This window comes from Nocardia amamiensis NBRC 102102, from assembly GCF_001612745.1.
Taxonomy (GTDB): Bacteria; Actinomycetota; Actinomycetes; order Mycobacteriales; family Mycobacteriaceae; genus Nocardia; species Nocardia amamiensis.
The window spans coordinates 1-9,778 of record NZ_BDBA01000234.1 but is presented as its reverse complement, the minus strand read 5'-3'; the positions used below and the strand labels follow the sequence as shown (position 1 = coordinate 9,778).

At 69.0% G+C, this 9,778-nt stretch carries 7 protein-coding genes; 5 read left to right on the top strand and 2 right to left on the bottom strand.

Annotated features, from left to right (window positions below):
* Nucleotides 1–932: 932 nt before the first annotated feature.
* The 3 genes from NA4_RS32615 (at nucleotide 933) to NA4_RS32605 (ending at nucleotide 4,028) form a co-directional block, all read left to right on the top strand.
* Entirely contained in the window at nucleotides 933–1,604 is a 672-nt protein-coding gene (locus NA4_RS32615) for a hypothetical protein (RefSeq protein ID WP_157129439.1), read from the top strand.
* 792 nt (nucleotides 1,605–2,396) lie between these two features.
* Nucleotides 2,397–2,840 (top strand): DUF3151 domain-containing protein, encoded by a 444-nt coding sequence (locus NA4_RS32610; RefSeq protein WP_067479011.1) that lies wholly within the window; start codon nucleotides 2,397–2,399, stop codon nucleotides 2,838–2,840.
* A gap of 30 nt (nucleotides 2,841–2,870) precedes the next feature.
* The gene (locus NA4_RS32605; protein WP_174553027.1) at nucleotides 2,871–4,028 is read left to right on the top strand and encodes an FUSC family protein; all 1,158 of its coding nucleotides are present in this window, start codon (nucleotides 2,871–2,873) and stop codon (nucleotides 4,026–4,028) included.
* 337 nt (nucleotides 4,029–4,365) lie between these two features.
* Here NA4_RS32605 and NA4_RS32600 read toward each other — a convergent pair whose 3' ends face one another.
* Nucleotides 4,366–5,148: a site-2 protease family protein gene (locus NA4_RS32600; protein WP_067479009.1), complete on the bottom strand. Its 783-nt coding sequence runs from the start codon at nucleotides 5,146–5,148 to the stop codon at nucleotides 4,366–4,368.
* A complete protein-coding gene (locus NA4_RS32595; protein ID WP_245671693.1) occupies nucleotides 5,145–5,804 on the bottom strand; it encodes a hypothetical protein in 660 nt (219 codons plus the stop codon). The genes NA4_RS32600 and NA4_RS32595 overlap by 4 nt, the downstream gene beginning before the upstream one ends.
* Nucleotides 5,805–6,085: 281 nt before the next feature.
* On the opposite strand from NA4_RS32595, the gene NA4_RS32590 reads away from it, so the two are divergent.
* The gene (locus NA4_RS32590; protein ID WP_067479005.1) at nucleotides 6,086–7,375 is read left to right on the top strand and encodes an adenylosuccinate synthase; all 1,290 of its coding nucleotides are present in this window, start codon (nucleotides 6,086–6,088) and stop codon (nucleotides 7,373–7,375) included.
* A gap of 117 nt (nucleotides 7,376–7,492) precedes the next feature.
* On the top strand, nucleotides 7,493–9,778 hold a 2,286-nt coding region (locus tag NA4_RS32585), incomplete at its 3' end, for an ATP-binding protein (RefSeq protein WP_067479003.1).

The window sequence follows — 9,778 nt, the reverse complement described above, 5'->3', positions numbered from 1 at the left end:
CGGCGGGCCGCTGGATCGGCAGCGCGACGGTCTTGGCGTCGTCCAGGTCGACCACCGGCATCGCCATGGTCACGTCATCCGAACCCGGGGGGTTCTGTTCGCCGGGTTCGGCGGGTTCCGCTGCCTTCGGCCCTGCTGCGCTCGGCGGCTTGCGCATCACGACGGTCGCGGCGTCTCCGCCGGCTCGACTCGGATCGTTCTGCGGGATCGCCGCCGTCTTCGCTTCGGCGTCGGGAGCGCCGGCCGCCGCCGAACTCGCTTCAGTTTGCGCGGGTGCCTGGTTCTTCGCACCTGCGGCGGCGGCAGCCCCGGACTTCGCGTCGTCACGGGCTGGCTGGTCTTTGACCGGCTGGTTTGCTCGCGCCGCAGCCTCTTTCGAGGCGGGGGTGCCAGAGGCTGCCGAACTGGATGGGAGTTGGTCGCGCCTGATTACCTGGGTGCGGTCGCCGGGTGCTGCCTCACTTGGTGCGGAACCGGCGGTCGGTGCTCCCGGGGCCCGGGACTTCGGGTCGGTGCCAGGGGCTGGCTGGTCTTTGACCGGCTGGTTTGCTCGCGCCGCAGCCTCTTTCGAGGCGGGGGTGCCAGAGGCTGCCGAACTGGATGGGAGTTGGTCGCGCCTGATCACCTGGGTGCGGTCGCCGGGTGCTGCCTCACTCGGTGCGGAACCGGCGTTCGGCACGTCCGAGGAGCTGGCACCGGAGTCTTTCCGGTCCGGTTCGGTCTTCCGTTCGATTGCCGTCGTTTCCGCATCCGACGTCGCGGGTAGGCCGGCAACTCCGGTCGGTGCGCCGGATCCGGAGCGTGGTCCGGCACCGGCATCCGTCTTTCCGGTCGTCGGTGCAGCAGGTGCGTTCCCTGCCCGTTCGGGTCCAGACGCGCTCGCGGCCGGTCCGGTGGGCGACTCCTGTTCCGTTTGGTCAGCACGGGGATTCGTGCCCGCTACTCCGGACGCCGGCGAACTCGCGGATGTCGGCGGGGAGGTCTTCGATGCACTGTCGGAGGCCGCGCCTGGCGACTTGGCGGGTGCACCCCCTGCGGGCTTGTTCGCGGTCGCGCCGCTGGCGGGACTGGAGGCCGGTGTGGACGGGCCGCTGGTTGCAGGTCGGGACGCGGGTGTGCCGGGAGCGCCTGGTTCTCCGGACGCGGCTGCGGGTCGGGCGGCGGAGTTCGTTCCGCTGGTTGCGGCGTCGGCGGTTCCCGGGGTGCCGCTGGATGTCCCGGTCGCGGGCTTTGCGCTGGGCTGCTGTGCGGAGCCGGTGCTGCCTGCCGGTCCGGATGCGGGAGAGTTCCTGGGCGCGGAGCCGGGAGTCGAGTTCGCTGCGGAGGGGCCCGTGGGTCGGGATGCAGAGTTGCTCGCGGCACCGGGGCTGGCCGGTGCCGTGCTGGCGTCCGCCGATTTCGGTGCCGCCGAACTCGCGTTCTTCTGGGCGTCCGCACTCCCGCCGGGCGTCTGCCCCTGGTCGCCACCCGACGATGCACCTGACGCGGGGCCACCCCTCTGCCCCGAAGCGGATCCCTTTCCTTCCGCAGTGGATTCGCCCGCGCCGCGAGGTGATGCGGGCGCGGTCCACGCCGCCCAGGTCCCCGCCCGCCGCGGTGGCTGAGCGATCCGCTGCGTGTCTGCGGCGGGAGGTGTCGGAGCGCCTTTCCCGGCGGGCGGGGTGCGGTCGGTGGCCGCGTCTGGGCGTGCGTCAGCCCCGGCCGAGCCAGCCGGTCCAGCGCTATCCCGCGCCGGATTCTTCTCGTCGTTCGGGTCGGACACGCACACCCCTCGCTCAGGCGGAACTGTGGAACTCGACGGCCAGCCTAATGGGCGCAACCGGACGAAGTCCGTCAATAGCCCGCGCTGGCCCAATCGCAGGCGGAGCAGCCGCATTACTGCGCCGGACGAAGTCCCTCCAGACCCGCGACGAGCCGAGCAAATGCTGATACCGCCATGCGGTCGACGCAAGCGGGCGGACGGTTGTCGGTGGCCCTGCGTCGGGATGCGCGGCGCTGGCGCAGCTGCGGAGGTGCGTAGCCGGGCGAGTCTCCTCTGTGGCCCTGCGTCGGGAACCGTGACCGACAGCAACCTCATGGTGGGCGCAGCGGAAGTTGTCATGCCATGCGCCGGGCCGTGCGTAGCCGAGGCAGCCGTATGAGAGACGCCCCTGCGTTGAAAGACGATGCTGGTGAAAGTCCGCCCTCAGCCTGCGGTGGGTCGAGCGGAGTTCGGGCAGCCGTGGAGGTGGCGCTGTCGGGCGAAGTTCGTCGATAGGCCGCGGTGGGTCGAGCGGAGTTCGGGGAGCCGTGGAGATGACGCTGTCGGACGAAGTCCGTCGGTAGCCTGCGCCGGGCCGAGCGAAGGCGAGGTAGCCGCCTATTGAGGAAATCGACCTGCGGTGCAGAATGTCCGCATGACCTCGTTCGGTGACCTGCTCGGACCGCAACCGGTACTGCTACCCGAAATCCCCGATGCCGAGGACGCGCTCGGCGAGAACGCCGATCCGGTGCGGGTCGCGGCCGATCATCCCGCCGCCTCGATCGCCTGGGCCCACCTCGCGGAGGCGGCGCTGACCCGCGGCGAAGCCCAGGACGAGGCGGTCAACCATGACATCGTCGCCGCGTACGCGTTCGCTCGCACCGGCTACCACCGTGGCCTCGACCTGTTGCGCCGCAACGGCTGGAAGGGCTTCGGCCCGGTGCCGTGGAGCCACGAGCCGAACCGCGGTTTCCTGCGCAGCGTCGGGGCGCTGGCCCGCGCGGCGAAGGCGATCGGCGAGACCGATGAGTACGCACGCTGCCTGGACCTGCTGGAAGACTGCGACCCGCGTGCGGCCGCGGAGCTCGGCCTCGACTGAGCATCGCGTAGCGATTCGATGAGGGCTCGGATGACGGATGTGCTCGACCCGAATTCCCGCGTCCGCACCGCTCACGCGAGCAGCATGACTCGCCTGCGCGCCTCGTTGGCGCGGCTGCGTCGTTCGATGCTGCCGATCATCCAGTGCGCGGTCGGCGCGGCACTGGCCTGGTTCCTCGCTCATCACGTGATCGGCCATACGCTGCCGTTCTTCGCGCCGACGGCCGCCGTGGTGTCGATCGGCATCTCCTTCGGCGCCCGGCTGCGGCGATCGGTCGAACTGGTGGTCGGCGTCGCGGTCGGCATCGGCATCGGCGATTTGTTCATCTCCCGCGCGGGCACCGGCGTCTGGCAGATCGCGCTCGTGGTCGCGGTCGCCATGGCCGCGGCGGTGTTTCTAGACGGTGGTTCCATCATCACCATGCAGGCGGCCGGTTCCGCCGTGCTCGTCGCGACCTTGCTCCCGCCGTCGGTGGGCGGCGGCTTCTCCCGCATGATCGACGCCCTGGTCGGTGGGCTGGTCGGCGTCGTCGTGGTGGCCGCGATTCCGCTGCATCCGGTGCGTAGGGCCAGGACGTTGGCCGCGGACATTCTCGCTGTGATGGGCACATCGATGACCGAGTGCGCCGACGGACTGCTCGAGCAGGACCCGGAGAAGGTGCGCCGCGCCCTCACCGCGGTTCGCGCGACCCAACCGCAGATCGACTCGTTGCGCGCCACCCTGGAGGGTGGCCGCGAGATCAGCCGGATCTCGCCGCTGTACTGGAACTCCCGTTCCCGCCTTGAACGCATCAGGGCCACCGCGGACCCGCTGGACAACGCGATCCGCAACACCCGAGTCCTGTTGCGGCGCTCGCTGACTCTGGTCCGCGACGACGAAATCCTCCACCCCGGCTTGATCGATGAGGTGGAGCGCCTCGGCCAAGCCGTGGACGTGGTGCGCCGGATGATGCTTGCCGACCCGGGCGAGCAGCCCGACCGGGCCGAGGCCACTCGCGTACTGCGCTCGGTGGCGAAGGGTGCGCGCCCGGAATTGGTTGCTGGCGCGGGGCTTTCGGCGCATGTCGTGTTCGCCCAGGTGCGTTCGACGCTGGTGGACCTGATGCAGGTGTGTGGGATGCAGCGTATCTCGGCGATTGCCCTGCTGCCGCCGACGGTCAAGCACCCGTACGTGCAGCCGGAAGTCTGAGCCAAACTACTCAGCGGTAATCGGACATTCTTGCCGGACAAGTGGTATGCGTCCGGCGTCCCGCGGCGGGGAGACGAGCTTCAGGTAGTCCGCTACCCGTGTTGCGTGCGTACCAGCCCCGTAGTTTTGCGATGTGACCGCGAGTTGGCGGGGTATCGCGGTCAACCGCTTCGCACGCGGACGAAATGGCCCACCAGCCAGGGTGTGGTGGCTGGGGTGGGGCGGGGTCGGACGCGAGCGGAGAAGCCAAGGCCGCCTGGTCGATTCGACCGGGCGGCCTTGTGCTGCGCTGCCGGGAGGCTCGAGCGTTGCTGCGCGGGTGGCGATCCCGCCAGGGTCAGGTCCAGAAGCGGGTGAGGTAGCTCCCGTACCGTGACCAATTCGACGGCACGCCGGACAGTTCGAACAGCGCGTACACGGCGTCGAAGAACACCTGATTGATGGCGGGTGTGAAGAGCAGCGCGAACAGGATCAGCATGCCGAACGGTTTGAACTGATCGAGCGAGCGCCTGGTCTGGTAGCTCAGGGACGGCTCGACTATTCCGTAGCCGTCCAGCCCGGGCAGCGGGATCAGATTTAGCAGGGTCGCCGTGATCTGAAGGAACGCAAGGAAACTCAGGCCGAACCAGAACGCCGGATGCGCATCGGTGCTGCCCCAGATCCGGACCACCGCCAGAAGCAGCACCGCGCACAGCGCGTTCACGGCGGGCCCCGCGCCGCTGATTATCCGTTGCGTTCGCGGCGAGACGTTGTGTGTGTGCACGTAGACCGCGCCGCCGGGCAGGCCGATACCCCCGAGCGCGATGAACACCATCGGCAAGACGATAGACAGCAGCGGATGGCTGTATTTCAACGGATTCAGGGTCAGATAGCCGCGCAGCTCGACCTCGCGGTCGCCTGCGCGCCAAGCGGTGTACGCGTGCGCGAATTCGTGCAGGCACAGCGTGACGACCCAGCCGAACACCACGAAAACGAACACTCCGGCTTTGGCTCTCGTCGAGTCCACCGGGGCATCCCAGGCGAGCGCACCGCCGACCGCCGTGAGAGCGACCACGAGCAGGAACACCGGGCTCGGCCGGACGGCGCGCGACCTGCGATGGATCGGAAAAGGTGAGGTCATCGCACCAAATGCCAGGACTCGTGGTGACGGTAGAAGGTCGAGCGCGGCACCGGGCGGTCGGTGCGGATGCCATCTCTGGTCACGATCGCGCCGGAGGTACCCAGCTGCGCGGCCCGCCCCTCCAGCCAGCGGCGCTTGCGAATGCCCTTGCGCACGGTGGCCCGCACGCCGGGCAGTTCGAGCGACGGCGAGACGATCATAGCCGTCACCTTTCCGGAGAACAGCTGGGTGTCGTCGACGTAGGCTTCGCCGTCCAGCTTCGCGCCTTCGACACCGGTGATCACCGCTCGACCGACCAGCACCGTGCCGGTGTCGTCGCGGACCAGCGGCGTCTCCACGCCCCGGCCCTCGATGGCGCGCTTGGCTGCCGCGTTGCCGGTGCCGGTCTGATACGCCCGCGAGGCGTATGTCTTCTCGACCGGCACGTAGCCGATCTCCACGTGCAGCCGCTCGGTGCGCATCAGATGGGTGAGCACGGCGGACAGCGCGGCGTCGTCGCCCAGCACGATGAGCCGTGGCAGGCTGTCGGCAGCGAGCACGGGAAGCAGTTCGTCGATCTCGGTGAGAGCGGGGATGGCGGCCGTCTGGGTTGTCGGCAGTGCTGCGAGCGCGATGGGTACGGGTGCGCCGTCGCAGCGGAGAACATGGGTACTCAAGCTGCCGTACACCCTCCTCGGTTCGAGCCGACACCGTCGGGCCCCTCGCCACTTCCGGGTGAACCCGCCAGGATTCGCCCGTGTACGCCGCGCAGCCGCTCGGCGTGCCGTGCAACCATAGCCCTGCCCGGCCGTGACCACACGGGTGTCGAGCCTACGACGAGATCCGACGCGACGCCGCCTGGGACAGGTCGGCTAGACTGTGCTTCCGGCCACCGCCTCAGTACGGCAGGTAGCTGCAACACACCAGTGTTGCCTGTCGAACCGTAGGAGACACGACCATGCCGGCAATCGTCCTGATCGGCGCCCAGTGGGGCGACGAGGGAAAGGGCAAAGCAACCGATCTGCTCGGCGGCCGGGTGCACTGGGTGGTCCGCTACCAAGGCGGCAACAACGCGGGGCACACGGTGGTGCTGCCCAACGGCGACAATTTCGCGCTGCACCTGATCCCCTCCGGCATTCTGACTCCCGGAGTGACGAACGTGATCGGCAACGGCGTCGTCGTCGATCCCGGCGTGCTGCTCGCGGAGCTGGCCGGGCTGGAAGACCGCGGCGTCGACACCTCCGGTCTGCTGCTCTCGGCCGACGCGCACCTGATCATGCCGTACCACGTGGCCATCGATAAGGTCACCGAACGCTTCCTCGGCAACAAGAAGATCGGTACCACCGGCCGCGGCATCGGCCCGTGCTACCAGGACAAAGTCGCCCGTGTCGGCGTGCGGGTCGCGGATGTGCTTGACGAGAAGATCCTCACCCAGAAGGTCGAGGCCGCGCTCGAGTTCAAGAACCAGGTGCTGGTCAAGATCTACAATCGCCGCGCGCTCGACCCGCAGCAGGTGGTGGACGAGGTGCTGGAGCAGGCCGACAGCTTCAAACACCGGATCGCCGATACCCGGCTGAAGCTGAACCTGGCGCTGGAGCGGGGCGAGACCGTGCTGCTGGAGGGTTCGCAGGGCACCCTGCTGGACGTCGACCACGGCACCTACCCCTATGTCACCTCGTCGAACCCGACTTCGGGCGGCGCGGCGGTGGGCGCAGGGATCGGGCCGAACAAGATCAATACAGTGCTCGGCATCCTGAAGTGCTACACCACCCGGGTCGGTTCCGGCCCGTTCCCGACCGAGCTGTTCGACGAGTCCGGCGCCTACCTGGCCAAGACAGGCGGTGAGGTCGGCGTCACGACCGGCCGCGCCCGGCGCTGCGGCTGGTTCGACGCGGTGATCGCCCGCTACGCCACCCGGGTCAACGGCATCACCGACTACTTCCTCACCAAACTGGACGTTCTCTCGAGTCTGGACACGGTGCCGATCTGCGTGGCCTACGAGATCGACGGCGAGCGGGTCGAGCAGATGCCGACCACACAGACCGAATTCCATCACGCGAAGCCGATTTACGAACAAATGCCCGGTTGGTGGGAGGACATCTCCGGCGCGCGGAGCTTCGACGAACTGCCCGCCAACGCGCAGGCGTACGTGTTGCGCCTGGAGGAGCTGTCCGGCGCCCGGATTTCCTGCATCGGCGTGGGGCCGGGCCGGGACCAGACCATCGTCCGGCACGACGTCCTCGGCTAGAACCTGTTTCGAATTCTGCGCGGTACAGCACGAATTCGGCGGGTTCACCACAAATTCACCATCGCTATCGGGCCCGCTCGGCTTCGATCATGATCGCTGAAGATCTAGAGTTAGAGCATGGCTCGGAACTGGCCGATGATCGAGCGCGAAAGCGAATTCGAGGCGATCCGCGCGGCGCTGACCGGTCCGGAGCACGTCGGGGTGGTCCTCACCGGCGACGCCGGAGTCGGCAAGACCACCCTTGCCCGGCACGCCACCGCCACGCTCGGCGGCAATATTCGCTGGGTGGCGGGCACCGAGTCGGCGCGCAGCATTCCGCTGGGGGTATTCGCGCACATGGTCGGCGTTTACACGGCGCACGACCCGGTCACGTTCATGTCGGCCGCGCGCGAGGCGCTGCTCGCCGACGGGCACACCGTGATCGGTGTGGACGACGCGCACCTGCTCGACCAGCTCTCCGCCACCCTGCTGCTCCAGCTGGCCATCGATAAGGCCGCGCACATCGTGGTCACCGTCCGCAGCGGGGTTCCGGTGCCGGACGCGATCACCTCGCTGTGGAAGGACGGGCACCTGACGCGGATCGACCTGCGTCCGTTCACCCAGCATCAGAGCGTGGAGTTGGTGGAGTCGATGCTCGGTGGGCAGCTCGAGGGGTTCACCGCCAATCTGATGTGGGAGTCCTCCGCCGGAAACGCCCTGTTCCTCCGGCATTTGGTCGAGGGCGCGCTGGAAGCGGGCACGCTGCGTCAGGTCAACGGCGTCTGGCAGCTGCGCGGCCGGGCCGCGGTGACCTCGGAGTTGGCCGCGCTGCTCGAGGACCGGGTCGAGCAGCTGCCCGAGTCGGTGCTGCGGGTGCTGGAACTACTGACCTTCTGCGAGCCGATCGATCTGGACGTGCTCGCCGAATTGGCGGGTGAGGACGCGGTGGAAGCCGCCGAAACCCGCGGTGTCATCAAGGTGGTGGAGAACACGCAGGACCTGACCGTGCGCTACAACCACCCGCTGTTCGGTGAGGTGATCCGGCGCCGGCTCGGCATCGCCTCGGCGCGGCGCCTGCGCGGCCGCCTGTACTCCTCGCTGAAGGAACGTCCGATCAAATCCGCGGCCGACCGGATCCGCTTGGCCGAGTTGGCCTTGGACAGCGACAAATCAGCGGATCTGGAACTGTTCGAGGCGGCCGCCGCCGACGCGATCGGATTGGCGAATCTGCCGCTGGGCGAACGCTTCGCGCGGGCAGCGGTGGAACGGCGCGGTGGCGTGGAGTCCGCCGATCTGCTGGCGCGGGCCCTGCTGTGGCAGGGTCACCGGATCGAGGCCGAACGCACGCTGGCCAGCTTCGACCCCGACCAGCTCGACGAGGTGCAACTCGCACGCTGGGGCAGCACCCGAGTGGCGAACCTGCTGTGGGCCATGGGCGATGCCGACCGTGCCGACGATGTGCTCACCCTGGTGCGCGGGAAGGTGCGGCATCCGAAGATTGCGGCCATCTTCACCGGTCTCGCCTCGGCCAGCGCGGTCAACGAGAACAACATCGATAACGCGATCGCCGAAGCCGAGGCGGTCATGTCGACCCAGGACGCGCCGCCGTGGGCGGTGTGGTGGGCCGCGTTCGGCGGCGGCTTGGCCTTGGCGTTGATGGGCAGAGCCGAAGCGGCCAGAAAGTACGCGGCCCGCGGGCACGAGGTGGAGGAGCACATCGATGGGCTCAACCGCTTCATGTCGACCCACGCCGAGGTGCTCGCGCTGACGTTCACCGGCGATCTGGAGGACGCACGACGTTGCGCCGCAGCGTATTTCGGCTACTCCGCACCGGGCCAGTACCTGGCCTGGGGTATGTCGAAGATCCTGCAGGGCACCGTCGACGTGGCGCAGGGCCGGTTCAACGACGGCATCGAGCATCTGGAACAGGCGCTGGCCGCACTGGCCGCCGAGGGCGCCGCCGCCTGGATGTTCCCCGCGAGAATCCGCCTGGCGGAGGCATATTCGGCGCTCGGCCGCGCCGCCGAGGCCGCCGAGTCGATCGCGCATGCCACCGCGCGCGGCGGCAGGCACAGCGCGGTCTACGAGCCGCAACTGGAAGTCGCCCGCGCCTGGCTGGCCGCGGCCGAAGGCACCGTCTCCCCGGCCATCCGGATCGCGGTGGGCGCCGCCGACGCGGCTGCCCGGGCACATCAGCATGCGATCGAGGCCATTGCCCTGCACACGGCGGCCCGCTTCGGCGACCACTCCGTGGCGGGACGACTGGCGGATCTGGCCGCTCGGGTGGACGGGCGCTTGGTGCAGGCCCAGGCACAGCATGCGGTGGCACTGGCCGCCCACGACGGTCCCGGACTGGACGCCGCGTCTGCCGAGTTCGAGCGGATCGGCGCGATGCTGTCGGCCGCCGACGCCGCGGCGCAGGCC

Excerpts from the sequence above, each read along its gene's own strand:
- NA4_RS32610 (WP_067479011.1), top strand. The coding sequence starts at position 2,397 with ATGACCTCGTTCGGTGACCTGCTCGGACCGCAACCGGTACTGCTACCC.
- NA4_RS32605 (WP_174553027.1), top strand. The coding sequence starts at position 2,871 with ATGACGGATGTGCTCGACCCGAATTCCCGCGTCCGCACCGCTCACGCG.
- NA4_RS32600 (WP_067479009.1), bottom strand. The coding sequence starts at position 5,148 with ATGACCTCACCTTTTCCGATCCATCGCAGGTCGCGCGCCGTCCGGCCG.
- NA4_RS32590 (WP_067479005.1), top strand. The coding sequence starts at position 6,086 with ATGCCGGCAATCGTCCTGATCGGCGCCCAGTGGGGCGACGAGGGAAAG.